Below are 26,457 nucleotides of genomic sequence, written 5' to 3' on the forward strand. Positions count from 1 at the left end.
AGAAACCGTTGTCTGGATGGGGCCTTTGGGGTGCACGTCACCCGAAAGCGCAGAATCCGCGCCTGCGGCCACCGTTCAATCGACTAGTTTAAGCGGAAACGCCTCTCATGCTCGATAACCTAACTCAACGCCTGTCGCGTGTCGTCAAGACGCTGCGCGGGGAAGCCCGCCTTACCGAGGCCAACACGCAGGAGATGCTGCGCGAAGTGCGCATGGCGCTCCTGGAAGCCGACGTCGCGCTGCCGGTCGTTCGCGACTTTGTCGCGCGGGTGAAGGAAAAGGCGCTGGGCGAAGAAGTCGCCGGCAGCCTCAGCCCGGGCCAAGCGCTGGTCGGCGTCGTCCACAAGGAACTGACCGCCCTCATGGGCGGCGACCTGGGCGCCGACGCCAACGAACTGTCGCTCGCCGTCCAGCCGCCAGCCGTGATCCTGATGGCGGGCTTGCAGGGCGCCGGCAAGACCACCACCACCGGTAAGCTGGCGCGCTGGCTCACCGAGGGCCAGCATACCCAGCACGGCCGCAAGACCGGCAAGAAAAAAGTGCTGGTGGTGTCCGCCGACGTCTATCGTCCGGCCGCTATCGACCAGTTGAAGAGCGTGGCCGCGCAGGTCGGCGTGGATTTCCTGCCTTCCGACCCCAGCCAGAAGCCCGAAGACATCGCGCGCGGCGCCGTGGATCACGCCCGCCGCCATCATTACGACGTGCTGATCCTGGATACGGCCGGCCGTCTGGGTATCGACGAGGCCATGATGCGCGAAATCCGCGCGCTGCATGACCTGGTCAAGCCGGTGGAAACGCTGTTCGTGGTGGACGCGATGCAGGGGCAGGACGCGGTCAACACCGCGCGCGCCTTTGCCGAAGCGCTGCCGCTGACCGGCGTCGTCCTGACCAAGCTGGACGGCGATGCCCGCGGCGGTGCGGCCCTGTCGGTGCGCCACGTGACGGGCAAGCCGCTCAAGTTCGTCGGCGTGTCCGAAAAGCTGGATGGCCTGGAGCCCTTCTATCCGGACCGCATGGCGCAGCGCGTGCTGGGCATGGGCGACATCGTCTCGCTGGTTGAACAGGCGCAGAAGAACATCGACATCGCCGAGGCGCAGAAGCTTGCGTCCAAGATCAAGTCGGGCAACAAGTTCGACCTGAACGACTTCCGCGACCAGCTCGGCCAGGTGAAAAAGCTGGGCGACATGGGCTCGCTGCTTGAAAAGCTGCCCGCCCAGTTCCAGCAGGCTGCGGGCCAGTTGCAGGGCGGCCAGGCTGAAAAGCAGCTTCGCCGCACCGAAGGCATCCTGAATTCCATGACGGCCGCCGAACGCGCCAAGCCCGAACTCATCAAGGCCTCGCGCAAGCGCCGCATCGCGGCCGGCTCCGGCGTGCCGGTCCAAGAGGTCAACCGCCTGCTGGCTCAGTTCGAGCAGATGCAGGGCATGATGAAGCAGATGAAAAAGGGCGGCATGGCCAAGATGATGCGCGCCATGGGCGGCATGAAGGGCTTGGGCCGTTTTGGAATGAAGTAAAAAAATGGCCAGACGTTGCGTCTGGCCAAGCAATCGCGGCGGGCAGGGGGCGCCGCGCCGCGACACAAGCCGGGGAACGCATGGGTGTCCCCCGGATTGTCGGAATGCAGGCCGCTTACGACAGCGGCGGGATGCGCAGCACCTGGCCCGGGTAGATCTTGTCGGGGCTGGTGAGCATGGGCTTGTTGGCTTCGAAGATCAGCGTGTTCTTGGCGCCCTGGCCCTTGCCGTATTGCGCTTCGGCGATCTTCCACAGGTTGTCGCCCTTTTGCACGGTGTACATCTTGGCTTCCGGCGTGGCCTGCTTGACCTGCAACTGGTTGTCCACCGCGGCCACGCCCACGGTGTTGCCCAGCGCCAACGAAATCTTCTCGGCCTCTTCCGTGCTCAACGCCTGACCGGCGACCGTGACCTTGTCGCCGTCCACCGTGATTTGCAGGCCATCCGCGTTCAGGCCGTGCTTATCGAGCTCTTTCTTCAATTCTTCCGCCGTCGCGGCCTTGGCCTCGCTGGCGCCGAAGAGCTTTTCTCCAACGTCCTTGATGAAATTGAGCAGACCCATAGTGTTTCCTTTTATCGATGTTGCGGTGAGAAAACCTGCGTGCTCCAAAGGCGCCTGCCGGGGGCAGGGCGGCGCGACAGAAACGATTATGACTCGCACATTTGCCGTACGACGAGAGGGCGCGGTGTAACAGGTTGCTAGCCCCTTGCCAGACTACGCAACAATGCTGGCACCTTCGCAGGACGTTGGTATCCGCGGATGTACGCCGCCTCATGCGCGGGGCGGCATGCAAAAAGGCCGCTGTATGTCAGCGGCCTTCAAGGTGACGTGCGATGCGGCGCCGAAGCGCTGCAAACATAGCGGTCAGCCGCCGCCCACCGCCACGACGATTTCGATCTGGTCGCCGTCGGACAACGTCGTCTGCGCGTGCTGGCTCTTGGGCACGATTTCGCCGTTGCGTTCGACGGCCACGCGCTTGCCGGCATAGCCCAGCGTGTCGAGCAGTTCGTTCACAGTCGTGTCCAGCGGGAACTCGCGGGCGTCTCCGTTCAGGGTGATATGCATGACAGGGGTCCTCACTGTTTGGCGTAGTCGTCGGTGGCGGCGATCAGGCGCGCCAGCGTGCCGGGTTCGTCGAAGGCATGGCCGGCATCGGGCACCAGATGAAAGTGCGCCTCGGGCCACGCGCGGTGCAGGTCCCACGCGGTGCGCGCGGGCGTGCACACGTCGTAGCGTCCTTGCACGATGGTGCCCGGGATGCCGCGCAGCTTGTGCGCGTCGCGGATCAGCTGGCCTTCTTCCATGAAGCCGGCGTTGAAGAAATAGTGGTTCTCGATGCGCGCGAAGGCCAGCGCCGCGCGGTCGGCGGCATGGCTTTGCTGGTGGCGCGGGCTGGGCAGCAGCGTGATGGTGCTGTCTTCCCATTTGCTCCAGGCCTTGGCGGCACGCAGTTGCTCGGCGGGGTCGCTGCCCGTCAGGCGCTTGTGGTACGCCGCGACCAGGTCGCCGCGCTCGGCTTCGGGGATCGGCGCCAGATACCCTTCCCAGCGGTCGGGAAACAGCCACGATGCGCCTTCCTGGTAGAACCACTGGATCTCGGCGCGCCGCAGCCCGAAGATGCCGCGCAGCACCAGCTCGCTGGTGCGCGCCGGGTGCGTCTCGGAATACGCCAGCGCCAGCGTCGACCCCCACGAGCCGCCAAACACCAGCCACTTGTCCGCGCCCATGACTTCTTCGCGCAGGCGCTCGATGTCGGCGACCAGATGCCACGTGGTGTTGTTGTCCAGGCTGGCGTGGGGATGCGAACGGCCGCAACCGCGCTGATCAAAGAGCAGCACGTTGTAGCGTTGCGGATCGAACAACTGCCGGTGCACGGGCGAGCAGCCGCTGCCGGGCCCGCCATGCAGGAAGACGGCGGGCTTGCCGTTTGGGTTGCCGCACATTTCCCAATAGATCTGGTGTCCGTCTCCGGTGTCCAGCATGCCTTGACGGTAGGGTTCGATCGGCGGATAGAGCATCAGGCGGCTCGCTTGAAGATCAGGTCCCAGACGCCGTGGCCCAGGCGCAGGCCGCGTGTCTCGAATTTGGTGAGGGGGCGGTAGTCGGGGCGCGGCGCGTAACCGTCCGCGGTGTTCTTCAACAGCGGCTCGCCGCTCAGCACTTCCAGCATCTGCACCGCGTAATCTTCCCAGTCGGTGGCGCAGTGGATGTAGCCGCCGGGAGCGATGCGGCTGGCGAGCAGCGAGATGAACGCGGGCTGGATCAGGCGGCGCTTGTGATGGCGCTTCTTGGGCCAGGGGTCCGGGAAGTAGATGTGCACGCCGGCCAGGGAATCCGGGGCGATCATGTCGCGCACGACCTCCACGGCGTCATGCTGGATGATGCGCAGGTTCTGGATGCTGGAGTCTTCGATGCGGCGCAGCAGCGAACCGACGCCGGCGTTGAAGACTTCCACGCCCAGGAAGTTGTCGTCAGGCCGGGCGAGGGCGATCTTTTCGGTGGTCTCGCCCATGCCGAAGCCGATCTCCAGCACCGTCGGGGCCTGCCGTCCGAAGGCGGCGGCCGGATCCAGGCGGCGGGGGGCGTAGGGAATGGACCATTGGCCCATCAGGCGCTCCAGCGCGGCAAGCTGGCCCTGCGTGATGTGGCCGCGACGGTGCACGAAGCTGCGGATGTGGGTGGCGCCGGGGCTGTTGGGCGCATAGGCGGCGCTGGCCAGCGCCGCCTGCGTTTCGGCTGAGACGGCGGCGGGCGCAGCGGCGGGCGCGGCGGCAGGGCTCACGGCGGGCTTGGCGGACGCGTCTGCGGCGGTGTCTGCAGGGGGGCTGGCGGGGGTGTTCGTGGGGCTATTCGTATTCATAGGCGGGATTGTAGTGGCAGGCTTGCCCGCGCGGAGCCGGTCAGAAGGACTAAAATAGGGACACATTTATCCCGCTTACCTGCGGCTATAGTTTCAGCCCGGTTTCCCTGTGCTGTAGTCCTTTTTCATGAACGTCGCCCGGATCGACCTCGTCACGCTCGCCCTGTTTGTCTCCGTGGCTCGCCAGGGAAGCATCTCGGCCGGCGCGCGCCAGTCGCATCTGGCGGTGGGCGCGGCCAGCAAGCGGATCTCCGACCTGGAAGCGGCGCTCGGGTCGCCCCTGCTGTACCGCAACGCCGCCGGCGTTGAACTGACCGACGCCGGCCAGGCGTGCCTCGCGCACGCGCTGCGCGTGCTGCAGGAAGTGGAACAGATGGCCGGCGCGCTGTCGGACTTCGCGCAAGGGGTGCGCGGGCAGGTGCGCATCGCCGCCAACACCTCGTCGCTGACGCAGTTCCTGCCCGAGGACCTGGCCGCTTTCATGGACGAGCACCCCGCGGTGCGGATCGACCTGGAAGAGCAGAACAGCATCGACATCGTCACCGCCGTGCTGGAGAACCGCGCGGACATCGGCGTGTTTGCCGATCGCACGCCGGCAGATGGCCTGGCCACCTTCCCGTACCGCCTGGACGAACTGGTGCTGATCGTGCCGCAACGCCACCCGCTCGCGGCCGAACCGCAGGTCGCCTTCGCGGACACGCTGGCTTACGACTACGTGGGCCTGCCGCCCGCGACGTCGCTGGCCACGCGCCTGTCCGAGGAAAGCGGCCGCATGGGCCGGGCGATGCGGCTGCGCATCCAGGTGCGCAGCTTTGACGCCATCTGCCGCATGGTGGCGGCCACGCGCGGCGTGGGCATCCTGCCGCGCATTGCCGCCGAGCCGCACGCGCGGTCCATGCCGATCCGCCTGATTCCGCTGACCGACGAATGGGCGCGCCGCTGGCTGCTGCTGGGCGTGCGCGACGCCGACACCCTCACCGTGGCCGCGCGGCTGCTGCTGGCCCATCTGCGCGGCGAGCGCTGAGGGTTAGCCCGGGGTTTCTCGTTCCGGGAATGCCCCTTTCCCCGATTGTCCATTCCGCATTCTGACGTTTTGCGCGCACACTGCCGCCCATCATTACCGTAGGACGCGCCTGGGAGGCGATATGGCAGGGCAGATTCTTGCCGGCATTCGTGTGCTGGAACTGGGACAACTCATCGCAGGGCCTTTTGCGGCCAAGACCCTGGCCGACTTTGGCGCGCAGGTCATCAAGATCGAGCCGCCGGGCCAGGGCGATCCGCTGCGCAAATGGCGCCTGCTGCACGAGGGCACGTCGGTCTGGTGGGAGGCGCAGTCGCGCAACAAGCAGTCGGTCTGCGTGGACCTGCGCCAGCAGGAAGGCCAGGACATCGTGCGCATGCTGGCGCGCGAGGCCGACGTGCTGATCGAGAACTTCCGCCCCGGCACGCTTGAAAAGTGGGGCCTGTCGTGGGAGGCGCTGCACGAACTGAATCCGCGCCTCATCATGCTGCGCATCTCGGGCTACGGCCAGACCGGCCCGAAGGCGCGCGAACCGGGCTTTGCCGCGATTGGCGAAGCCATGGCGGGGCTGCGCTACCTGAACGGCGAGCCGGGCCGCGCGCCGGTGCGCGCCGGATTGTCGCTGGGCGACACCATTGCCGGCCTGCACGGCGCGCTGGGCGTGATGCTGGCGCTGTACCAGCGCGATGCGCGGGGCGGCGTGGGGCAGGTGATCGACACCGCGCTGTATGAAAGCCTTTTCAATCTCAGCGAGAGCCTGCTGCCCGAGTATTCGGTGTTCGGCGCGGTCCGCGAGCCTGCCGGGGCGTCGCTGCCCGGCATCGCGCCCTCCAATGCCTATCCCTGCCAGGACGGCTATGTGCTCATCGCCGGCAATGGCGACGCCATCTACACGCGCTTGATGGCACGCATCGGCCGCGACGACCTGGGGCAGGATCCGGCGCTGGCGCACAACGACGGACGGGCGCGCCGCGTGGACGAGATCGACGCCGCCATCGGTGCGTGGACGCAGCAACGCCGGATCGACGACGTGCTGGCCGCGATGCTGGAAGCGGGCGTGCCGGCCGGCCGCATCTATTCCGTGGCCGACATTGCCAAGGACCCGCACTACCGCGCCCGCAACGCCATCACGTCGATGGAATCGGCCGCGGGCGTGCAGGTCGAGATGCCCGCGGTCTTCCCGTATCTGTCGTCCAACCCCGGCGCGGTGCGCGAGCGCGCGCCAACGCTGGGCGAACACACCGACGCGGTGCTGGCGTCCGCTGGCCTGACTGAAGCACAGCGCGCCGCGCTGCGCGCCAAGGGAGTGATTGCATGAACCAGGGACCCGCCCGCATCGAGATCAACGAGGTCGGGCCGCGCGACGGCCTGCAGATCGAAAAGACCCTGGTGTCCACCGACGACAAGGTCGCCTTCGTGGATGCGCTGTCCGAATGCGGCTTCGCGCGCATCGAGGTCACCAGCTTCACGTCGCCCAAGGCCATTCCCGCCCTGGCCGACGCCGTCGACGTCATGCGGCGCATCCGCCGCCGTCCCGGCGTGATCTACACCGCGCTGGTGCCCAACGTGCGCGGGCTGGAACGCGCGCTGGAAGCCGGCACCGACGAAATGAACCTGGTCATGTCGTGCAGCGAGACGCACAACCGCGCCAACCTGCGCATGACGCGCGACCAGTCGTTTGCCGAGCTGTCGCAGGTGCTGGCTGCCGCGGCGAAGGCCGGCGCGCCTTGCAACGTGTCCTTGTCGACCGCTTTTGGCTGTCCCTTCGATGGCGACGTGCCTCCCGACACGGTGCTGGATCTGGCCGCGCGGCTGGTCGATGCGGGCGCTGCCGGCATCACGCTGTGCGACACGACGGGCATGGCGTTTCCGACGCAAGTGGGGGCGCTGTGCGAGCAGGCTGCCGCCCGCCTGCCGGCCACGCCGCTGACCGTTCACTTGCACAACACGCGCGGCATGGCGCTCGCCAACGCCATCGCGGCCTGGCAGACCGGCATCACCCGCTTTGACGCGGCGGCGGGCGGCCTGGGCGGATGTCCTTATGCGCCGGGCGCCAGCGGCAACGTCAATACCGAAGAACTGGTCCACATGTTCGCGTGCATGGACGTGCAGACCGGCGTGTCGCTGGAACCGCTGCTGGCCATTGTCCGCAGTCTGCCGGGCCTGGTTCAGCGGGACCTGTCCAACGCGCTGTTGCAGGCGGGCCCCAGGCTGGCCCTGCATGCGCCGCCGGCGTGGCTGGCGGAACGGTTTCCGGCCGGCGCCTGATTGATCGTCCGTTTTTCAGCAGTACCTGCAATACCTGACACCACCCACAGATAACAATACCCAGGAGACAACGCATGGCCTCTTTCCGCCTACCCACCGCCCTGCGCGCCAGCGCCGCCTTTGCCCTGACCTTTGCCGCCGGCGCCGCCAGCGCGCAGGCCGATTTTCCGAATCGCCCCGTTACGCTGATCGTGTCCGCCGCGCCTGGCGGCACCACCGACATCGCCGCCCGCCTGATCGCCCAGCCCTTGGGCGCGGCACTGGGCCAGAGCGTCGTCGTCGAGAACAAGCCCGGCGCTTCGGGCGGCATCGCCGCGCAGGCCGTGGCCCGCGCCAAGCCGGACGGCTACACGCTGCTGCTGCAATATTCGGGGTTTCAGGTCATCACCCCGCACGTGACGCCCGCTGCCGGCTGGGATCCCATCAAGGATTTCTCGCCCGTCGCCAACGTGCTGTCGGCGCCGCAGGTCGTGGTCGTGCGCCCGGATCTGCCGATCAAGTCGCTGAAGGAACTGGTCGAGTACGCCAAGGCCAACCCGGGCAAGCTGAACTATGCGTCGTCGGGCAACGGCTCGCTGCAGCAGGTCGCCACGGAGCTGCTCAACCAGATGGCCGGCACGCAGATCACGCACATTCCCTACAAGGGCACGGGTCCCGCGCTGAACGATCTCTTGGGCGGCGCCGTAGACATGACCATCACCACGCCGCCGCCGCTCCTGGGCCAGATCGCCGCGGGCAAGCTGCGCGCGCTGGCGGTCACGGGCAACGCCCGCCTGCCGTCGCTGCCCGACGTGCCCACGGCCGCCGAAGCCGGCTACCCCGACCTGATCGTCTCGTCGTGGTTCGCCATGTATGCGCCCAAGGACACGCCCGCGCCGGTCGTGGACAAGATCGCCGGCGAGATCCAGAAGATCATGAAGACCGACGAGTTCCGCAAGAAGGCGGCCGAGCAGGGCGCCGAGGCGACGTTCATGGGTCCGAAGGAACTGGGCGCCTACACGCAGACCGAACTGGACCGCTGGGGCAAGGTGGTCAAGGCGGCCAACATCACGGCGAATTGATCGCTGCGGGTGATCGTAGCGATTTATCGTAGCGATTGACCGGAACGGGGCGGTTTGCCGCCGCCCCGCACGAAAAAAAGCCGCGCTATAATCGCGGCTCTGCCCGGCCCACGGCCGCGGCACGACACCCGAGCGGGTGTAGTTCAATGGTAGAACGGCAGCTTCCCAAGCTTCATACGAGGGTTCGATTCCCTTCACCCGCTCCATCAATCCCCAGCAAGCTTTCCTCTGCACGACGTGAATCCTTCGATTCTGCCGCGTCGGCGTTTCATTCCCTGCATCGATTCAATGTCCCGCGTGCGGATGTCCGCGTCGGCGTGCGGCGCGGGGTTCCCACGCGCGCCGTGCGGTCAGGCGGCGCGGTGACACACCGCCTCGACGTTGTAGCCGTCGGGATCCAGGATGAAGGCGCCGTAATAGTTGGGGTGATAGTGGGGCCGTAATCCCGGCGCGCCGTTGTCCCGGCCGCCGGCGGCCAAGGCGGCGCGGTGGAAGGCGTCGACCTCGTCCCGGCTGCGGGCGCGGAAGGCCACGTGCACGCGCGGGGTGCAGGGCGTGCCTTCATGGATCCAGAACTCGCCGCCCGGGTTGCCGGCATCCGCGGGGTCGCCGGCGCCAAAGCCCATGTCGGTCTCGAACGTCTTGCGTGGCACATAGCCCAAGGCCGCCAGCGCGCTCTGGTAGAACGCGCGGCTGCGCGCGAAGTCGCTCACGTGGATGGTGATGTGGTCCAGCATGCACTGCTCCTTCAGCAAGGCGGCCCCCCCGGGCCGGAGCGATCAGCATAGGCCATGGGGGCGGGCAAGGAAGCGATGTATCGCAAGTCGAGGCGACTGCATGGGGCTGGCGCGGCGGTCGCTCACACCTGCGCCATGCCGCCATCCACAAACAGCTCGACGCCATTGACGAAGCTGGCCGCGCAATCGCCACGTCACGCACCGGCTGCGCGTGTTCATTGATTGGCTCTTGACGCAACTTCCCGCGCGGCTTGGGGATTGAGCCAGGCTGCCGGGGCATTCTCCATTACCTGGCGCGTGGGTAGCCGCAGGAAAATTTCCATCGATCCATTTCGAATTTGTGGTGCGTTTGGCGCAATTGAGGTCTGTCCTGCTCTCAATCAACGGACCGCCATGGAAGGGCACTAATGGCCGACAGCGGCTGGTAAAACGACGTCGAAAAACGATGGCGAAGCGTTTCTTGTCTTCGCCGTCATGAGGGGAATCCGAGTCGGCCTTTTTGCCGAAAGGGACCCGCCATCGACTTCGTTACCGGGGAGTGCTGATTCCATGTTGCGCCAGCGTGCGTTCCTTTTGTTTGGCATGCCGGCATGACGCAGGCTCCCCTCCCGCTGCTTGAGCGCCTGCGCGTCGACGGCGTCATTCGCGCTGACCACCATGCGGCTGCGCTGCTTAGGCTGCAAGCGCTGCCGCAGGCGCCCTTCATGACGCTGGGCGGCGCCCTGGTCTGGCTGGCGGCCGAGGGCATCCTGTCCGAACTGGATCTGGATGAGATGTTCGAGTTGGCCGTGTCCGAGGGTACTGTCGACCGCAACGCGACGCGTCGCCAGGCCCTGGCAGAGATGGAAGCGTTGTGCCAGCGCGGGATTGACAATCACGTCGCACGTTTGGCGCGGGGCAGCCTGCTCCAGGCCATTTTTTCGGGACGGCGCTGGGCCTGGCTGATGGCCATTGCCGGGGCGGCCGCCGCGGTGACGCTACTGTAGCGGCAGGCGGTCCTGCCGCTTGCCGCGGCGCATCAGAAGCTGGGCTTTCTCGACTGGCTACGCTGCACAAACTCGATCCGTGCATTCGTCCATGCCGGGTCAACCATCTGGATGCTGACGCCGCTGTATTTCAATACCGCCTGCGTCATGTCGTTCGAGCAGCCCATGCCGGGATTCGAGCTGGGCTTGGCGCACCACTCCATATTCAGGTCGTTGGGATAGTTGGACTGGCGGCCATACTTCTCCAGCGCCGCCTTGCCCATCGCTTCCTTGTTGGCCGGGGTCCAGGGCAGTTCATAGCGGATCTGCGACACCGCGAGCGGGCGTTGCTGGTCGACGGGCACGCGGGGTTCGAAGTGGACGATGAAGTTGATGCCGTCCTTCTCGTAGCTGAAATTCATCGGCATCTTGGAGTTCGTGACGGGGTTGTTCCTCGCGTAGCCGATCCGGATGTCTTTCTTGCCGACATGAAAATTCTTGGCGGCGGCGGCGAGCGCTTCGTCAAAGTCCATGCCGGTCTTGACGCCGGCAACGTCGAACTCGCGGGCATCGACGGAGCGCTGTGAGGCGGCGTGCGCGGGCAGAACGGCGGCGGCGCCGAGCGCCGAGATGAGGAGGGCAGCTTTCAACTTCAACATAAAGATCCTTATCGAATGGCGCGAGGATTATCCGATCGGACCTGTATTGCGTCCCTAATAAAGTGCAACGAAACTTCTCCGGTCACGGCCGCTGGCTGGGTTCGCTGGGCTCTTCCGCCAGAAAACCGCCGCTCTGATGACGCCACAAGCGCGCGTACACCCCGTTCATCGCCAGCAGTTCCGCGTGGCTGCCCTGTTCGATGATGCGCCCTTGATCCATCACGATAAGCCGGTCCATGGCGGCAATCGTCGATAGCCGGTGCGCGATCGCGATGACGGTCTTGCCTTGCATGACTTCGTCCAGGCTCTCCTGGATGGCGGCTTCCACTTCCGAATCGAGCGCGCTGGTGGCTTCGTCCAGCAGCAGGATGGGCGCGTTCTTGAGCATGACGCGGGCGATCGCGATGCGCTGGCGTTGTCCGCCAGACAGCTTGACGCCGCGTTCGCCGACGAGCGTGTCGTAGCCGGAATTGCCATGCGAATCGCTGAGCTGCTGGATGAATTCGTCGGCCTGCGCACGGGCCGCGGCGGCGCGGATCTCTTCGCGGCTGGCGTCGGGGCGGCCGTAGGCGATGTTGTCGCAGATGGACCGGTGGAGCAGGGACGTGTCCTGAGTGACCATGCCGATGGCGCTGCGCAGGCTGTCCTGCGTGACCTGCGAGATGTCCTGGCCGTCGATGCGGATGTGGCCGCGTTCGACATCGTAAAAGCGCAGCAGCAGGTTGATGAGCGTGGATTTGCCCGCGCCCGAGCGGCCCACCAGGCCGATCTTTTCGCCGGGGCGCACGGTGAGCGTGAGGCCGTCCAGGACCTGGCGCTCATTGTTGTAGTTGAAGTAGACGTCGTCGAACTGAACTTCGCCGCGCGCGACGCGCAGGGTGGCCGCGTTGGGCGCGTCCTGGACTTTGGGTGCGTGGGTCAGGGTGGCGATGCCGTCCTGCACGGTGCCGATGTTCTCGAAAAGCGAGGTCATCTGCCACATGATCCAGTGCGACATGCCGTTCACGCGCAGCGCCATGGCAGTGACGGCGGCGACGGCGCCGGTGCCGATTTCGCTGCCATGCCAGAGCCACAGCGCGTAACCGCCGGCGCCCAGGATCAGCGCCGACACCAGCGCCTGGTTGACGATCTCGAACTGGCTGACCAGGCGCATCTGCCGGTAACCGGTTTCCTTGAAGTCCTCCATGGCGGCGCGCGCGAAGCGGGCCTCGCGGTTGGTGTGCGAGAAGAGCTTGACGGTGGTGATGTTGGTGTAGGCGTCGGTGACGCGGCCGGTCATGGACGAGCGGGCATGCGCCTGTTCCTTGCCGACCTTGCCCAGGCGCGGCACGAAATACATCATGGCCAGCCCGTAAAGCGCCATCCAGCCGATGAAGGGCAGCATGAGCCGCCAGTCGAACCCGCCGGCCAGTGCGACGATGGTGATGAAGTAGACGGCGATGCCGAGCACGATTTCGCAGAAAGTCAGCAGCACTTCGCGCACGGCCAGCGCGGTCTGCATAACCTTGGTGGTGACACGGCCGGCAAATTCATCGGAGAAGAACGACAGGCTTTGCCGCAGCATCATGCGGTGAAAGTCCCAGCGCAGGCGCAGCGGAAGATTGATGGCCAGGACCTGATGCTGAACCAGCGTGCGCAACGCGACGACGCCGACGCTGGCGCACAGCACGATGGCGATGCCCCACAGAACGCGCTGTTCGTGCGCCGACGCGGGCTCGCCGGCGTTCCAGGCGGTCAGCATGTCGACGACCTGGCCCAGGAAGGCGAAGAGCCATGCTTCGTAGATGGAGACGGCCGCGCTCAGGATCGCCAGTGCGGCGATGTAGCGGCGCGAGCCGTGGGTGCAGAACCACAGGAACGCGAAGAATCCCGTGGGCGGCGGGGGCACGTTCTCGGAAGGGAAGGGGTTGAGCTGGCTTTCAAATCTGCGGAACAAGGCAGAGACTCCAAATTCACGAATTAATGCGAGACGGTCGCGCGGCGGACCCGATAGGGTGATAACTCAGCGATATTTCAGCGTGTCGAAAAAGGCGGAAAGGCGCGCGAGCCGGGTGGGATTCAGGAGAAAGCCCCGGCGAGCCGGGCCATTCTTCTCGGAGTCCCCGGGTGGGTGGAGTCGGGCGGCCGGCATCGGGCGACCGGCATCGGGCGACCGGCACCTGGCGACCGGCGAAGCTGACGCAGGGGAGCCCGGCCGGGGCCGGTGGCGTGGCGGGCGCCGGATTTCACGCGTCGTTCGCAGGCGATCCTACCATCATCAGACGTCAGGCCGGCCCGATCCTTGCCGCCAACTCACGGCATGGCGGCGACGCGCCGCCGGAAGACGTCCGCCATGGTGGCCGCCGCCAGCGATAGCGGCGTGCCCTGCAGTGTCATGATGCCGATGCTGGCCACCGGCATCGGCACGTTGGCGCGAATACGCCGGGCGGCGTCGCCGTAGGGCTTGATGTCGAGCATGCCGGACGGGCAGAGGATGAGCGCGTCGCTGCGAGTCATGAGGCTCCACATGACGCCAAAGGTGTCGCACTCGACGACTCGCGTTGGCGCCGGCAGGCCATGTTCATGCAGGCCGTCCAGGAAGGCCTCGGTATGACTGCCGCCCGAGACGTTGAGCAGCCATTCACAGTGCCGGATGTCGTCCCAGCGTCGTGCGCGCGCCAGCGGGTGGCCCTTGCGGCAGGCAATCATGAATTCCAGCGGACGAATCTCCTCGAATTCGAATTCCCGGCCGCCCGGGGTGTCGTTCATGCGCGAGGCCAGCGCGAAGTCCAACGTGCCATTGCGCAGGGCAGGCTGCACCGACGGCAGCAGGCCTTCCGACACCTTGACCTTCGCGGCCGGCATGCTGGCGCGGAATTCGGCGAGCACATCGGGCAGCACGCTCAGCATGACCATGGGGGTGACGCCCACCGCCACGCGTGCCTGCGCGCCGCTGAGCAATTGGCGGATGTCCTGGCGCGCGAGCGCGAGTTGCGCCTGCGCGAGGCGGGCCCGGACCGTCAGATGTTCGCCGCACTCGGTAACCGCAATGCCCTGGGGACTGCGCGTGAGCAGCGGCGCGTCCAGCTCGGTTTCGAGCTCTTTGATGGCCTTGGTGACCGCCGCCTGGCTCAGATGCAGGCTGCGCGCGGCGGCGCGGATGCTGCGCAGTTCGGCCACCTTCAGCCACGCCCGCAGTTGATGGTCTTTCATGATGGCGCGATCCCGACAACTGGAAGTGGTCACCTTAACAAAAATATAGCCTTACATGCAGCGCGGACGCTCTCTAAGCTGATCTGCGATCAGGCCCGGCAAGACCGAGAGGCCTGGCTCGACAAAGCGCTTCAGGAGAATGCCATGCCGATCTTCGCCCGCCGTGCCGTTTCCTTGTTTCTTGTCCTGCTGGCAGCCACCGGTGCCAGCGCCGCCCGGGCCGCCTGGCCGGAAAGGCCCATCAAGCTTATCGTGCCGTACGCCGCGGGCTCGGGCCCCGACGTGGTGTTGCGCCCGATTGCCGACGCGCTCGGCCGCGATCTGGGGCAGCCGGTCATCGTGGAAAACCGGGGCGGCGCGGGTGGCATCGTCGGCACCCAGGCGCTGGCCTCGGCTCCGCCCGACGGTTACACCATAGGCTTTGGCAACATCGTCACGCTGGCCATCAACAAGAGCATGTATGCCAAGCTGCCCTATGACCCGCAGCGTAGTCTCGCGCCCGTCAGCCTGGCGATCAGCAATGCGCTGGTGCTGATCGCGCGCAACGGCCTGCCGGCCAACAACGTGCAGGAGCTGGTTGCATATGCGAAAAAGAACCCCGGCAAGGTCAGCGTGGGATCGCTGGGGGTCGGTTCCAGCGCGCATCTGGCGGGAGAAATGCTCAAGAGCGAGACGGGCGTCACCATGTTGCACGTGCCGTACAAGAGCGGCCAGCAGGCCGTGGTGGATCTGGCCGGCGGACAGCTCGACCTGATGATCGACAACGTCGCGGGGGTGCTGCCTTTCATTCGTTCCGGTCAGGTCAAGGTGCTGGGCGCCACCAGCACCACGCGCGTGCCGGTACTGCCGGAGGTGCCGACGCTGGACGAGTCGGGTCTGAAGGGTTTCGAGGTGGTGTCGTGGGGCGGCATCGTGACGCCGGCCGGCGTGCCAAAGCCGGTGATCGACAGACTGAATGCCGCCGTCGCCAAGGCGTTGCTGGACCCCGCGGTGCAGAAGCAGAACGAGACCCTGTCCGTCGACGCCACGCCGTCCACGCCAGCGCAATTCGCGGACCTGATCGCGGCCGAGATTCCGCGCTGGGCCGCGATGGTCAAGCAATCGGGCGCATCCGCCGACTGAACGCGCGCGGCGCAACGGGTGATGGAGATCGCGTGCTACGGCACGGTCCGCGCAGAACGGGAATTTCAGAATAGGGAGACACCATGACGAACACACTCTGGCGCTGGAGCGCGCTCGACCTGGCCCGCGCCATCCGCAACGGTGAAGTATCCAGCCGGGATGCGGTGCAGAGCTGCCTTGATCGCGCCCAAGTGGTCAATCCGGCCTTCAATCCGCTAACGCAGACCTATTCCAAGCAGGCGCTGCGCGCCGCGGATGCGGCCGACGCGGCGGTGCGCGGCAAGCAGGAATTGGGCGTGCTGCATGGCGTGCCGGTCACCATCAAGGCCAACGCGGATCTGGCGGGCACCGCCACGACCAACGGCGTGACGGCCTACCTGGACCGCATCGCACAGGAAAATAATCCGGCGGTCGACAACTGGCTGCGCGCGGGCGCGATCGTCATCGGACGCACGAATGTCCCGGCGTTCTCGTGGCGCTGGTTCAGTGACAACGATCTGCACGGCCGCACCCTCAATCCGTTCGATGTGGCGCGCACGCCAGGCGGCTCCAGCGGGGGCGCGGCCGTGGCGGCGGCATTGGGCGTCGGCCCGCTTGCCCACGGCAGCGACCAGGGCGGCTCGATCCGCTATCCCGCGTATGCATGCGGCGTGGCGGGGCTGCGACCTTCGCAAGGCCGGGTGCCGGCGTATAACGCAACGCAGCAATCAGAGCGCGCGGTGGCCTCGCAGATGGCGGCCACGCAAGGTCCGCTGGCGCGTACCGTGGCGGATCTGCGGCTGGGGTTGGCGGCGATGTCGGGCGGCGACGTGCGCGACCCCTGGTGGGTGCCAGCGCCGCTGGAGTTTGCCGATGTGAACGGCAACCGTCGCGTCGCGCTGTTCGCGGGCACTGAGCAGCACAAGGCCGCCGCCGCAGTAGCCGAGGCGCTGCAACGCGCCGCCGGCTGGTTGCAGGACGCGGGGTACATCGTCGAGATCGCCGAGCCGCCGCAATTCGACGCCGCAGCCGCGCTTTGGTTGGACGTGCTGATGAACGAGGCCGCCGGCTCCATGCAGCGCGAGATCGAACGCGCCGGTGATCTTGCCATCCAGAACGCTTACCAAAGCATGCTGGCGCACACGCCACGTCGGGACAAGGACAGCTTCATCCAGGCGATGGCGATGCGCACGACGATCCTGCGTGAATGGGGCCGCTTCTTTGAACGCTATCCCGTCCTGCTGATGCCCGTGTCTTTTGCGCTGCCTTTTCCCGTGGGTCGGGATCAGCAGGGCACGGGCGTGATGGCGGACATGCTGCGGGCGCAGAGTCCGTTGACCTCGACGGCGATTCTGGGACTGCCTGGGCTGTCGATGCCGGTGGGGCTGGCAGACGGCGTGCCGGTCGGTGTGCAGCTTGTGGCGGGGCGGTTCCGCGAAGACCGGTGCCTGGCGGCCGGCGAAGTCATCGAGGCGCGCGCGGGCTGGTCGGTGCTGGACCGGCTGGGGGCGTGAGCGCGCGCGGCCGCTACCGGTCGGTGTCTGGCGGAACTTCGCTGATCCGGGCTTTCGTGACCCGGTCTTTCGTGACCCGGTCATTCGTGACCCGGTCATTCGCGACCCGGTCATTCGCGACTCGATCGATTTTCGCGCACTGGTACAGCGCTTCCTTGTCCAGCACCGTCAATCCGCCGTAGTGCGTCTGCAGCACACCTTCGCGCGCCAGCCTGGTTAGCGCGGTGTTGCAGCGCTGGCGAGAGACGCCGCACAGACCGGCGATCTCTTCCTGCGATATGCGCAGCCGACCCTGCGTTCCCGAATGGATTTCGGCGTCCAGCTGGGCCGCAACGGCGCGCGCCACCGTGGTGTCGACGTCGAGCAGCACGTTGCTCGTGTAGCAGCCCATCAGCCAATTTACCCGCTGCGCCAGGTGCGTCATCAGCGCCTTGGTGAACTCGATGTTGTTGTTCCAGAGGCGCTCGCAGGTGTCTCGTGGCAGGATTACGATGCGGCTGGGCCGCAGGGCGACGACTTCATATTCGAAGCGCTCGCGGCGGATCATGGTGGCCTCGCCGAACCAGCTTCCCGTGCTGAATCCGGCCAGCGACAACGTGCGGCCATCGGTGCCGGGCGACGACCATTTCACCAGGCCTTCCACCACCCCGTACCAGCCGGGCGAGCGAGACCCCGCGCGAAACAGGTATTCGCCTGTCGTCAACGACACCGTGCGCAGCTCGGCGCGCACCACATCGCGCTCGAGTTCGGGCAGACCCTTGTACCAGGGCACCACGTCGAGCATCTTGTCCACGGCGCTACGCGCGGGCCGGCGACTCGCGTTGAGCGTGTCATTGCCCGCCAGGGCAGGCGGTTCGCGCATGTTCGTTCCCTGTCTGGAGGTGGGATGCGGCCCAGGTAAACCCTAGGATTCTTTGTCAACGTGATGACTGTCCGCAAGGGCGGCCGGGCCGCAGAATGTTTGACGCCTACGGGCCAAAAACCATAAGAGGAGACCGGTATGTTGTCAATGCCACGCCTGCTGTCCGCCACCGCCCTCGCCGGCGCCCTGTCCGCCACGCTGCTGCCCGCCACGGCCGCGCAGGCGCAAATGTCGGACGACGTGATCCGCATCGGATTCATTACCGACATGTCCGGCGTCTACTCGGGCCCTGACGGCCCCGGCGGCGCGGAAGCCATCAAGATGGCGATCGAGGAAATGGGCGGCCAGATCGACGGCAAGAAGATCGAACTGTTGACGGCAGACCACCAGAACAAGGCCGACGTGGCCTCGGCCAAGGCGCGCGAATGGTTCGACCAGCGCGGTCTGGACATGCTGATCGGCGGCACCAATTCCAGCACGGCGCTGGCCATGTCCAAGGTGGCCGCCGACAAGAAGAAACCCATCATCGTGGTGGGCGCCGGCGCCCCCGCGCTGACGAACGAGCAGTGCACGCCCTACACGCTGAACTACGCGTACGACACTGTCGCGCAGGCGCGCGGCACCGGCGCGGCGGTGGTCAAGACGGGGGGCAAGCGCTGGTACTTTCTGACGGCCGACTACGCCTTTGGACACGCGCTGCAGGCCGACACCACCAAGGTCGTCGAGGCGGGCGGCGGCAAGGTCGTGGGCAGTGTGAAGCATCCGCTGGCCGCCAGCGATTTCTCGTCGTTCCTTTTGCAGGCGCAAAGCAGCAAGGCGGAGATCCTGGCGCTGGCCAATGCCGGCGCGGACGCGACCAATTCGATCAAGGCCGCGAACGAGTTCGGCATCACCAAGACGATGAAGCTGGCGGGCATGATCATGTTCATCAACGACATCCACGCCATGGGCCTGCCGGCCGCGCAGGGCATGTACCTGACCGACAGCTGGTACTGGAACGCGTCGGACGAAACGCGCGCCTGGGCGCGCAAGTTCTTCGAGCGCCGCCAGGCCATGCCGTCGTCCTTGCAGGCGGCCGACTATTCGGCGGCGTTGCAGTACCTGCGCGCGGTCAAGGCAACCGGCACGGACGACGCGGACAAGGTGCTGACTTACCTGCGCGAAAACAAGCTGAACGACATCTACATCAAGGACGGCGTCGTGCGTCCCGATGGCCGCGTCGTGCACGACATGTACCTGCTGCAGGTCAAGCGCCCGGATCAGTCGAAAGCGCCGTGGGATTACTTCACGGTGGTGCAGGCCATCGACGGCAACGAGGCCTTCACGAAGCAGTCAGAAAGCCGCTGCGCGCTGTGGAAATCCTAGGAGAACGGCATGGCCAAACGCAAAGTGATCGTGACCATCGCCCCGACGGGGGGCATGGCCTTGAAGAGCCAGAATCCGCACCTGCCGACGCAGCCCGCGGAGATCGCGGATGATGTCTACCGCTGCTACAACGCCGGGGCAAGCGTAGTGGCGCTGCATGCGCGGCGCGCGGATGACCTGGCGACGTGCGATGCCGGCGTGTACCGGAAAATGAACCAGCTCATCCGGGAGCGGTGCGACATCGTCCTGAACAACTCCACCGGCGGCGGCGTGCACGGCGACATGGTGGCCGAGACGTCGCCCGGCACGTGGGAGATCCTGTGGGAGGAGCGTCTGAAGGGCATGGATGCGGGCGCCGAGATGTGCACGCTGGACGCCACCACGCTGAACCTGGCGTTCGGCGACCGCGAATACCTGATGAACACGCCGCTCAGCAAGGGGCGCGAGCTGGCGGCCGGCATGAAGGCGCGCGGCATCAAGCCCGAGTGGGAGGTGTTCAGTCCCACGCATATCCTGCAGGACGTGACCACGCTCATCAATGAAGACCTGGACGAAGGCCCGCACTTCATCAACCTGGTCATGAATGTGCATCGCAACTTCCAGAACGCCATGCCGTTTTCGCCGCGGCATCTGCAGATGATGGTGGACCTGCTGCCCAGGAACAGCGTCTTCTGCGTAAGCGGTATCGGGCCGTCGCAACTGGAGGCCAACATCAGCGCGCTGCTGCTGGGCGGCCACGCGCGCGTCGGGCTGGAAGACAACCTCTACTACCGGCACGGCGAGCTGGCCACCAATGTGCAGCTGACCGAGCGCATCGTGCGCATCATCCGCGACATGGACATGGAGCCGGCCACGCCCGCCGAGGCGCGCGAAATCATGGGCCTGCCGCTGAAAAGCGGCATCCGCCCGGAGTTCGCGCTTTGACGCAACCGTCAGGCGGTGCGGCGCAGGGCCGCGGACCCGTTGCCAAATCCCGCCGCCCCGGTCCATAATCTGCGCTTTGTTAACTGATAACCGTTCGCATTATTGTCAATGCGGAAGGTGTCGCGGGCGGGATCGTGAGCGGATCGGAAGGGGCATCCCAGGACTTCGAAAGCCTGTACGGCAATCATCACGGCTGGCTGCTGGCCTGGGTGAACTGGCGCCTGGGCAATGCGGCCGATGCCGCCGACCTGGCGCACGACGCGTTCGTGCGCCTTTTGACGCGCCCGTGCAAGTTCGACAACGCCCGGCATGCCAGGACCTATCTGCGCCGGATGGCCAACGGCATGTGCATCGACCTGTGGCGCCGCCGCGACCTGGAGCAAGCCTGGCTGGACGCCCTGGCGGCGCAGCCGGAACCCACGGTGTCGTCGGCCGAAGACCAGGCCATGGTGCTGCAGGCGCTGGGCGAGATCGACGCCATGTTGCGCGGACTGCCGCCCAAGACCGCCCACGCCTTCGTGATGGCGGTGGCGTGCGAGATGACCGACCAGGAAGTGGCCGACGTGCTGGGCGTGTCCTCGCGTATGGTCCGCAAGTATGTCGCGCAGGCCATGCTGAGCTGCATGAAGCTGGAAGCGCGGCTGGCGGCGGGGATGGCGGGCGAGCCGTCGATGCCGCAGGTGGCGGCCCCATGACCGCCGCGCAAGCGCGCGAGCCCTCCCATCGCGCGATGGAGCAGGCCGCCGAATGGTATGCGCTGCTGCGGTCGGGCGATGCGTCGGCCGCCGAACGCCAGCAATGGCAGCAATGGATCGACCGCGCGGCAGAACACCGTGAAGCCTGGGGTTACGTTGAACGTATCGGCCGCCGCTTTTCTCCCCTGCAATCCAGTCCGGACCGGGATGCCGCCGTGACGGCGTTCGGGCAAGCCGCGGCGGCCCGGCCGCGCGCGCGCCGGCAACTGCTGCTGGGCATGGCGGGCGCGCTGGGCATGGCGGGGCTGGGATGGACGGCGTGGCGGCAGACGCCGCTGCCGCTGGTGGCCTCGACCTGGGGCGCGGACCATCGGGCGGGACTGGGCGAAACCCGGCAGATCGCCCTTGAGGACGGCACCCAGGTCTGGTTGAAGGCGCTCAGCGCGTTCGATGTCGACTATGGCGCCACGCTGCGCCGGTTGCAGCTGGTCGCCGGCGAACTGCTGATCGATACCGCCAAGGATTCCCTGCGTCCCTTTGTGGTCGACACCGCCCAGGGGCGCCTGCAGGCGCTGGGCACGCGTTTCACGGTGCGTGGCGAGGACGATGGCGTGGTGGTCGCCGTGCATGAAGGGGCCGTCCGGATCGACACGGCGGCCAGCCGCGCCAGCGGCATCGTGGCGGCGGGGCAGCAGGCGAGGTTCACCGCGAACGCGCTGGATGGGTTCGTGCCCGCGGACCCGGCGCGCGAGGCCTGGACGCGCGGCGTGCTGGTGGCCGACGACACGCCGCTGGCCGACGTGGTGGCCGAATTGCGCCGGTATCACTTCGGCCACCTGGCCGTGGCGCCTGACGTTGCCGGCCTGCACGTCTTTGGCAGCTATCCCATCCGCGAAACGGACCGCGCGCTGAACATGCTGGCCTCGGTGCTGCCGGTCCAGGTGCGCCGCACGATGCCCTGGTGGATCAGCCTCGAAGCGCGGGCCTGAAAAAAATCCGCGAAACGGTTCCGGGTTTTGCCGGCTCGTTCGAATAAGGAGAGTAAGAGACGCTCGCGCCCTGCCATCCGCGGGGCCGGCGCGCCGCTCTGACTTCCCGAACCCTACGCACGAGAGCACTGGTCCCGTCATGTCCCACCGTCATTCCTGCCCCGCCGCGGCCTTCCCCGTGACCCGCGCGCGCGCCCTGGCCCGCCGCTGCGGGCGAATCCCGTCCTGGGGCTTGCCACTGGCCCTGGCGATGGCCATGTCCGCCGTCTGGGGCCCGTCCGCCCACGCGCAGGCGGCGCCCGCCGCGGCTGACGTGGCCGATCTCTTCACCTTCGACATTGCGCCCGCGCCGCTGAACCAGGTGCTGACGCGGCTGGCGAACGAGTCCGGCATTCTGTTGGCCGCCCAGCCGTCGCTGGTGGCCGACCGCCAGAGCAATGGCGTGCGGGGCCGCTATACCCGCCACGAGGCCCTGGACCGGGCGCTAGCCGGAACGGGACTGCGCGCCACGCGCGAGGCGCCGAACCAGTACCGGCTAAGCCTCTTGCCCGCCGCGCAGGCCACGACGCTGGAACCGGTGACCGTGACGGCGTCAAGCCTGTACAGCGGCCTGCCGCCCGTCTACGCCGGCGGCCAGGTGGCGCGGGGCGGGCGCCTGGGCCTCTTGGGCGACCGCGACGACATGAGCACGCCGTTCAGCGCGACGCAGTACACCGCCAAGCTGATCGAGGACCAGCAGGCGCAGAACATCGGCGACGTGCTGGTCAATGACCCGACCGTACGCAATACCTATTCGCGCGGCGCGGGACGCGACGAGTTCAACATCCGCGGCTTCACGCTGTTCAACTACGACGTGTCGTTCAACGGCTTGTACGGCGTGTCGCCGCGCAATTCGAGCTCGCTGATCGGCGTGGAGCGGGTGGAAGTGCTGCGCGGCCCCAACGCGCTGCTGAACGGGATGGCGCCGTATGGGTCGGTGGGCGGTTCCATCAACCTCGTGCCCAAGCGCGCCGGCGCCGATCCGCTGAACCGCTTTACCGTGTCCTACATCAGCGACAGCCAGTTCGGCGCGCACGCCGACCTGTCGCGCCGCTATGGCGAGAGCCAGGAGTGGGGCGTGCGCCTGAACGTGGCGGGCAGCGGCGGCGACCTGCCGATGGACGGGTCCAAGGAAGACCTGGGCGCGGTGGCGCTGGGCCTGGACTACCAGGGCGAGCGCCTGCGCCTGGAAGGCGACATCAACTACCAGAACCGCACCACCGATGCGCGCAGCGGCCTCCTGTTCCCGCCGCCTTCCGGCGTCGATATCGGCCGGGCGCCGGACGCGCGCCGCAATTTCTTTCCGTCGTGGACCTACTGGAAAACCAAGGAATGGTCGGGCGCGCTGCGCGCCGAGTACGACGTGTCGCCCGATTGGACCGTCTACGGCGCGGTGGGCGCGCGCAAGCATGATTTTGAAAGCATGCAGACCAGCTGGCTCATGCTGAACGAAGCGGGCGACATCGGCGCGGTGCCGGCCCGCCTGAACGAGTCGCTGATCAGCAAGACGGGCGAGGTGGGCGTGCGCGGCCGCGTGCAGACCGGCCCGCTCAAGCATGAGCCGGCGCTGAGCGCCAGCGTGCTGGACATCGACTATTCGGCGGCGCGGATCCGGTCCAGCACGGTGTTCTCCAACATCTACAACCCCGTCGACCTTGCCAAACCGAACATCGCGCGTCCGTCGGATCTGCCCCGTGTCAGCGACTCGCGGCTGTACAGCATTGCGCTGGCCGATACGATCTCCCTGGCCGACGACCGCGTGCAGTTCATTGCGGGTGTGCGGCACCAGCGCGTGGAATCCACCAACTTCGACGCGATGAGCGGCCGCCAGACGTCGAACTACAACGAGTCCGCCGTCACGCCGGCGTTTGCGCTGACCGTCAAGCCCACCGAGCGCCTGTCGCTGTACGGCAACTACATCGAAGGGCTGAGCCAGGGCGGGACCGCGCCCCAAGGGGCCGTCAACGCCGGCGAAGTGTTTGCGCCGGAAATCTCCAAGCAGTTCGAAGTGGGCGCCAAGTACGACTTCGGCCAGTTCGAAACCACCCTCAGCGCGTTCCAGATCGAGCGCCCCAGCAGCTACCTGGATCCGGCCTCCCTGCGCTACGTGTCCGACGGCAAGCAGCGCAATCGCGGCCTGGAATTCCTGGTGCAGGGCGAGCCGGCCCGCGGCGTGCGGCTGCTGGGCGGCGTGGCCTACACGGATGCGCGCCTGACGCGCACGGAAGGCGGCGTGAACGACGGCAACCGCGCGCCCGCCGTGCCGCGCCTGCAGTTCAACGCGTCGGCCGAATGGGACACGCCGTTCGTGCCGGGCCTGACACTGACGGCGCGCATGCTGCGCACCAGCTCGCAGATCGTCGACGTCGCCAACACGCAGGAGATCCCGGGCTGGACGCGGTTCGACGTGGGCGCGCGCTATGCCTTCAACGCCAACGGCAAGCCCGTGGTCATCCGCGCGATGGTCGAGAACGTGCTGAACAAGAACTACTGGCAGTCGGCGGCGCGCGAAGGCCTGACGGTCGGCGCGCCGCTGACGGTGCTGTTGTCCGTCAGCACGGAGTTCTGAGGCAGGCCCGCATCAGAACTTGTACGCCACGCCCGCGCTGAATGCGCGGCCGTTGCCCGGCAGGAAGATGGGCATCGCGGGCGTGGCGGTGTTGCGGATGGCGTAGCTGCTGGCGTAGGTCTTGTCGGTGAGGTTGTCGGCGGTGACGTAGCCGCTCCAGTGCGCGTCGTGCTCGTAGGCGATCTTGAAGCCGAGCAGTGCGTAAGCGTCCTGCTGCGTGCCGGGCGCATTGGCGTGGTTGGTTTCGGTGTCGCTCATCAGCCAGCGCACGTTGGGGCCGAAGCGCCAGCCGCCAATGCGGTACATCACTTCGGCGCTGAGCAAGTGGCGCGGCACGCCGGCGATGCGGTTGCCCTGGTATTGGCCATTGCGGAAGCGGAAGTCGCTGAGCGTGTACGCGATGCGGTAGTCGAACATGCCTTCGCCGGGCGAGGGCAGGGTGCCGTAGAGCCCGGCTTCGATGCCCTGGTGGCGCGTGCGGCCGTTGTAGTTGTAAGTGCCGGCCGGCGTGCCGTTTTCGTTGGTGACGGACATCAGCTCGTCCTCGACGTTGCTGCGGTACAGCGACACGCTCCAGTGCTGGTCGCGGCCGGCGGCCGTGAAGGCGCCATCCCCGCCGATTTCATACGTCAGCGCGCGCTGCAGGTCCAGCTTGCTCATGGACGTGCTGGCGGTTGCCGGATTCATCGGCGCGGCGACTTCGCCATTGACGATTTCCCAGAAGGTCGGCACCTCGTTGCTGCGGCTGACGTTGGCGTACCAGCGCTGGGATGCGGCCGGCTGCCAGATGACGCCCATCTTCGGAGTGGCGTAACGCCAGTCCTGATCCAGTGTCTTGCCGCTGTTGCGTTCGTGCGCGTCCCGCACGGCGTCGGTGTATTTCACGTCGCCGACCACGCTGAACTGCGGGGTCAGATGCCAGTCCAGGCCGACCATCGCGCTGCGATTCTCGGCGCGCAGGTCGTAGTTGCCGAAGCGTTGCAGGCGCTGGCCGTCGGACGGCCGGATCGCGTACAGGTCGCGGTCCATGTTGCTGCGCTGCCAGTCCAGCCCCGCGCGGTAGTCCACCGTGCCGACCTTGCCGTTCAGTTGCCAGGCGATGCCATAGGTGTCGCCGTCGGTCACGTTGGCGACCTGGGGATTGGTGAAGTCGTCGTTGGTGTGCTGCCAGTAAACGCCCGCCGCCTGGTTCAAGGCCTCGGTGCCCCAGAAGCTGCGGTTGGCCAGGCGAAACTGGTTGGTGTTGCGATGCGGATCGCGGTTGTAGACGTTGTTGGCGATGTCCTGCGGCGAGTTGCCGTCGCCCAGCACGCTGCGCGGGTCTTCAAGCATGCGCGCCTTCGGGATGGGCTGGGGGATGTCGAACTTCAGGTCGGTGTATGAAAGATAGGTGCGGTTCTCGAAGAGACCGCGGCGAAATCCCACGTTGCCCTGAAAGCTGGTGCGCTCGGACGACGAGTGATGGCGGTAACCGTCCGACTTGTCGTAGCCGAAGGCGAAGCGGCCGTCGAACCGTTCGTCCTGAAAGCCCTTGGCCAGCGTGACGTTGCGCATGCCAAAGCTGCCGCCGCCCAGCCGGATGAAGTCGCCCTGCGTGCCGGTGAGCGACTGGAAGTCCACCTCGCCGCCCAGCGTGCTGGCGCCGGGGGCCAGCGCGTTGGCGCCGCGCCGCACGCTGATGAGGCCGGCGTTGCGCGGTTCAAGCAGGCTGATGATGAACGAGCCGTCCGCGTCGTTCAGGGGCAGGCCGTCCTGCATCAGCAGGATGCCGCGCGACAGCGGGTTGCTCTGGATGCCGGAGCCGCGGATGTTCAGGCGCGGCTGGTCCAGGCCGCCGAAGAATTCTTGCACGATCACGCCGGGCTGGTAGTCCAGCGCATCGCGCAGCGTGATCAGGCGCACCGCTTGCTGCGGCTGGATCAGGTTGGTGCCGCCGGGCACGGACTGCAATTCGGCTTGCGTGCGCTGCACGCTGGGTTCAAGGGCGTTTGCAACGGCGGCGCCCGAGACGACGACGGGGGCCAGCGACGGCGCCTCCTGCGCCACGGCGGCGGACAGCCCGAGGGCGCCCAGGGTGAGAGTGGAGGCGAGCTGGCGCAGGACAGGGGTAGACATCAGAAG

At 66.9% G+C, this 26,457-nt stretch carries 23 protein-coding genes and 1 tRNA gene; 14 read left to right on the top strand and 10 right to left on the bottom strand.

What is annotated here, in order from left to right; genetic code table 11:
• Window positions 1–107: 107 nt before the first annotated feature.
• Window positions 108–1,514 (top strand): signal recognition particle protein, encoded by a 1,407-nt coding sequence (gene ffh, locus KVT32_RS10540; protein WP_056324911.1) that lies wholly within the window; start codon window positions 108–110, stop codon window positions 1,512–1,514.
• 115 nt (window positions 1,515–1,629) lie between these two features.
• On the opposite strand, the gene lysM is transcribed toward ffh, so the two are convergent.
• The 4 genes from lysM to trmB form a co-directional block, all read right to left on the bottom strand.
• Complete coding sequence (gene lysM, locus KVT32_RS10545) at window positions 1,630–2,076, bottom strand: peptidoglycan-binding protein LysM (protein ID WP_056324913.1); 447 nt, start codon at window positions 2,074–2,076, stop codon at window positions 1,630–1,632.
• 303 nt (window positions 2,077–2,379) lie between these two features.
• Window positions 2,380–2,580 carry a sulfur carrier protein ThiS gene (gene thiS / locus KVT32_RS10550; RefSeq protein WP_063954630.1) on the bottom strand — a complete coding sequence of 67 codons (201 nt, stop codon included), beginning with the start codon at window positions 2,578–2,580 and terminating at the stop codon, window positions 2,380–2,382.
• Window positions 2,581–2,591: 11 nt separating this feature from the next.
• Window positions 2,592–3,533, bottom strand: a complete 942-nt coding sequence (pip, locus tag KVT32_RS10555) for a prolyl aminopeptidase (RefSeq protein ID WP_062839872.1) — start codon at window positions 3,531–3,533, stop codon at window positions 2,592–2,594.
• Window positions 3,533–4,375: a tRNA (guanosine(46)-N7)-methyltransferase TrmB gene (gene trmB / locus KVT32_RS10560; protein ID WP_254607162.1), complete on the bottom strand. Its 843-nt coding sequence runs from the start codon at window positions 4,373–4,375 to the stop codon at window positions 3,533–3,535. The genes pip and trmB overlap by 1 nt, the downstream gene beginning before the upstream one ends.
• Before the next feature lie 127 nt (window positions 4,376–4,502).
• Between trmB and KVT32_RS10565 the strand changes: the two genes are divergently transcribed.
• The 5 genes from KVT32_RS10565 to KVT32_RS10585 all read left to right on the top strand — a co-directional run bounded on the left by KVT32_RS10565 (window position 4,503) and on the right by KVT32_RS10585 (window position 8,931).
• Complete coding sequence (locus tag KVT32_RS10565; protein WP_062839874.1) at window positions 4,503–5,399, top strand: LysR substrate-binding domain-containing protein; 897 nt, start codon at window positions 4,503–4,505, stop codon at window positions 5,397–5,399.
• Between the two features lie 121 nt (window positions 5,400–5,520).
• A complete protein-coding gene (locus KVT32_RS10570) occupies window positions 5,521–6,714 on the top strand; it encodes a CaiB/BaiF CoA-transferase family protein (RefSeq protein WP_217618156.1) in 1,194 nt (397 codons plus the stop codon).
• Window positions 6,711–7,664, top strand: a complete 954-nt coding sequence (locus KVT32_RS10575; RefSeq protein ID WP_217618157.1) for a hydroxymethylglutaryl-CoA lyase — start codon at window positions 6,711–6,713, stop codon at window positions 7,662–7,664. The genes KVT32_RS10570 and KVT32_RS10575 overlap by 4 nt, the downstream gene beginning before the upstream one ends.
• A gap of 74 nt (window positions 7,665–7,738) precedes the next feature.
• Window positions 7,739–8,725: a tripartite tricarboxylate transporter substrate binding protein gene (locus KVT32_RS10580; RefSeq protein ID WP_063954026.1), complete on the top strand. Its 987-nt coding sequence runs from the start codon at window positions 7,739–7,741 to the stop codon at window positions 8,723–8,725.
• Between the two features lie 132 nt (window positions 8,726–8,857).
• Window positions 8,858–8,931, top strand: a tRNA-Gly gene (locus KVT32_RS10585).
• A 144-nt stretch (window positions 8,932–9,075) separates the two neighbouring features.
• On the opposite strand, the gene KVT32_RS10590 is transcribed toward KVT32_RS10585, so the two are convergent.
• Complete coding sequence (locus KVT32_RS10590; protein WP_217618158.1) at window positions 9,076–9,462, bottom strand: VOC family protein; 387 nt, start codon at window positions 9,460–9,462, stop codon at window positions 9,076–9,078.
• 590 nt (window positions 9,463–10,052) lie between these two features.
• Here KVT32_RS10590 and KVT32_RS10595 point away from each other — a divergent pair.
• Window positions 10,053–10,448: a hypothetical protein gene (locus tag KVT32_RS10595; RefSeq protein WP_175156141.1), complete on the top strand. Its 396-nt coding sequence runs from the start codon at window positions 10,053–10,055 to the stop codon at window positions 10,446–10,448.
• Between the two features lie 32 nt (window positions 10,449–10,480).
• Here the strand turns inward: KVT32_RS10595 and KVT32_RS10600 are convergent, their stop codons facing one another.
• From KVT32_RS10600 to KVT32_RS10610, 3 genes are all read right to left on the bottom strand, one after another.
• Window positions 10,481–11,086, bottom strand: coding sequence for a hypothetical protein (locus KVT32_RS10600; RefSeq protein WP_223573190.1), 606 nt, complete (start codon window positions 11,084–11,086; stop codon window positions 10,481–10,483).
• Window positions 11,087–11,168: 82 nt separating this feature from the next.
• A complete protein-coding gene (locus KVT32_RS10605) occupies window positions 11,169–13,022 on the bottom strand; it encodes an ABC transporter ATP-binding protein (RefSeq protein WP_217618159.1) in 1,854 nt (617 codons plus the stop codon).
• A gap of 356 nt (window positions 13,023–13,378) precedes the next feature.
• Window positions 13,379–14,278: a LysR substrate-binding domain-containing protein gene (locus KVT32_RS10610; RefSeq protein WP_152382689.1), complete on the bottom strand. Its 900-nt coding sequence runs from the start codon at window positions 14,276–14,278 to the stop codon at window positions 13,379–13,381.
• A gap of 144 nt (window positions 14,279–14,422) precedes the next feature.
• On the opposite strand from KVT32_RS10610, the gene KVT32_RS10615 reads away from it, so the two are divergent.
• Together KVT32_RS10615 and KVT32_RS10620 are read left to right on the top strand one after the other, a co-directional pair.
• Window positions 14,423–15,400, top strand: a complete 978-nt coding sequence (locus KVT32_RS10615; RefSeq protein ID WP_152382688.1) for a tripartite tricarboxylate transporter substrate binding protein — start codon at window positions 14,423–14,425, stop codon at window positions 15,398–15,400.
• A gap of 83 nt (window positions 15,401–15,483) precedes the next feature.
• Window positions 15,484–16,893 (top strand): amidase, encoded by a 1,410-nt coding sequence (locus tag KVT32_RS10620; RefSeq protein WP_152382687.1) that lies wholly within the window; start codon window positions 15,484–15,486, stop codon window positions 16,891–16,893.
• A gap of 13 nt (window positions 16,894–16,906) precedes the next feature.
• Here KVT32_RS10620 and KVT32_RS10625 read toward each other — a convergent pair whose 3' ends face one another.
• Entirely contained in the window at window positions 16,907–17,755 is an 849-nt protein-coding gene (locus KVT32_RS10625) for a Crp/Fnr family transcriptional regulator (protein ID WP_227741308.1), read from the bottom strand.
• A gap of 147 nt (window positions 17,756–17,902) precedes the next feature.
• On the opposite strand from KVT32_RS10625, the gene KVT32_RS10630 reads away from it, so the two are divergent.
• From KVT32_RS10630 to KVT32_RS10650, 5 genes are all read left to right on the top strand, one after another.
• Window positions 17,903–19,120 carry an ABC transporter substrate-binding protein gene (locus KVT32_RS10630; protein WP_152385362.1) on the top strand — a complete coding sequence of 406 codons (1,218 nt, stop codon included), beginning with the start codon at window positions 17,903–17,905 and terminating at the stop codon, window positions 19,118–19,120.
• A 9-nt stretch (window positions 19,121–19,129) separates the two neighbouring features.
• Entirely contained in the window at window positions 19,130–20,044 is a 915-nt protein-coding gene (locus KVT32_RS10635) for a 3-keto-5-aminohexanoate cleavage protein (RefSeq protein WP_152382686.1), read from the top strand.
• Between the two features lie 131 nt (window positions 20,045–20,175).
• Window positions 20,176–20,739 carry a sigma-70 family RNA polymerase sigma factor gene (locus tag KVT32_RS10640; protein ID WP_371825581.1) on the top strand — a complete coding sequence of 188 codons (564 nt, stop codon included), beginning with the start codon at window positions 20,176–20,178 and terminating at the stop codon, window positions 20,737–20,739.
• The gene (locus KVT32_RS10645) at window positions 20,736–21,728 is read left to right on the top strand and encodes a FecR domain-containing protein (protein WP_152382684.1); all 993 of its coding nucleotides are present in this window, start codon (window positions 20,736–20,738) and stop codon (window positions 21,726–21,728) included. The genes KVT32_RS10640 and KVT32_RS10645 overlap by 4 nt, the downstream gene beginning before the upstream one ends.
• A 139-nt stretch (window positions 21,729–21,867) precedes the next feature.
• Window positions 21,868–24,336 carry a TonB-dependent siderophore receptor gene (locus KVT32_RS10650; RefSeq protein ID WP_371825578.1) on the top strand — a complete coding sequence of 823 codons (2,469 nt, stop codon included), beginning with the start codon at window positions 21,868–21,870 and terminating at the stop codon, window positions 24,334–24,336.
• Window positions 24,337–24,348: 12 nt separating this feature from the next.
• Here the strand turns inward: KVT32_RS10650 and KVT32_RS10655 are convergent, their stop codons facing one another.
• Complete coding sequence (locus tag KVT32_RS10655) at window positions 24,349–26,451, bottom strand: TonB-dependent receptor domain-containing protein (protein ID WP_152382683.1); 2,103 nt, start codon at window positions 26,449–26,451, stop codon at window positions 24,349–24,351.
• Window positions 26,452–26,457: the final 6 nt, after the last annotated feature.

Origin of the sequence: Achromobacter sp. GbtcB20 (assembly GCF_019091095.1) — a bacterium.
Classification (GTDB): Bacteria; Pseudomonadota; Gammaproteobacteria; order Burkholderiales; family Burkholderiaceae_B; genus Achromobacter; species Achromobacter mucicolens.